This window comes from Halalkalibacter flavus, from assembly GCF_036663575.1.
Lineage (GTDB): Bacteria > Bacillota > Bacilli > Bacillales > Bacillaceae_D > Halalkalibacter > Halalkalibacter flavus.
In genome coordinates, this window is record NZ_JAWRVK010000402.1 from 1 (window position 1) to 239 (window position 239).

The 239-nt window shown below is 48.1% G+C and carries 1 protein-coding gene; it reads right to left on the minus strand.

Annotation, left to right across the window (positions count from 1 at the left end; all coding sequences use genetic code 11):
• Nucleotides 1-239 (minus strand): ATP-binding cassette domain-containing protein (locus SAY88_RS25610; protein WP_332635249.1); only part of this gene is annotated, 239 nt, incomplete at both ends.

Sequence of the window (239 nt, forward strand, 5' to 3'; positions counted from 1 at the left end):
TGAAGCCAACGTCAAGACTCGCCAGAGTTCAGCGTCAGAATAGTCACGATCCGCGCCATACGTCAGGTTTTGACGAATCGTACCAGCCATAATGGCCGAATCCTGACTGACATAGCCAATCTGTGACCGCCAGCTATTAATGCTGAGGTCCTCAATATCTTGATTGCCAATCCGAATTTGCCCGGCAGTTGGTTGATAATAACGTTCAAGCAAGCTGAAAATCGTTGATTTACCGCCAC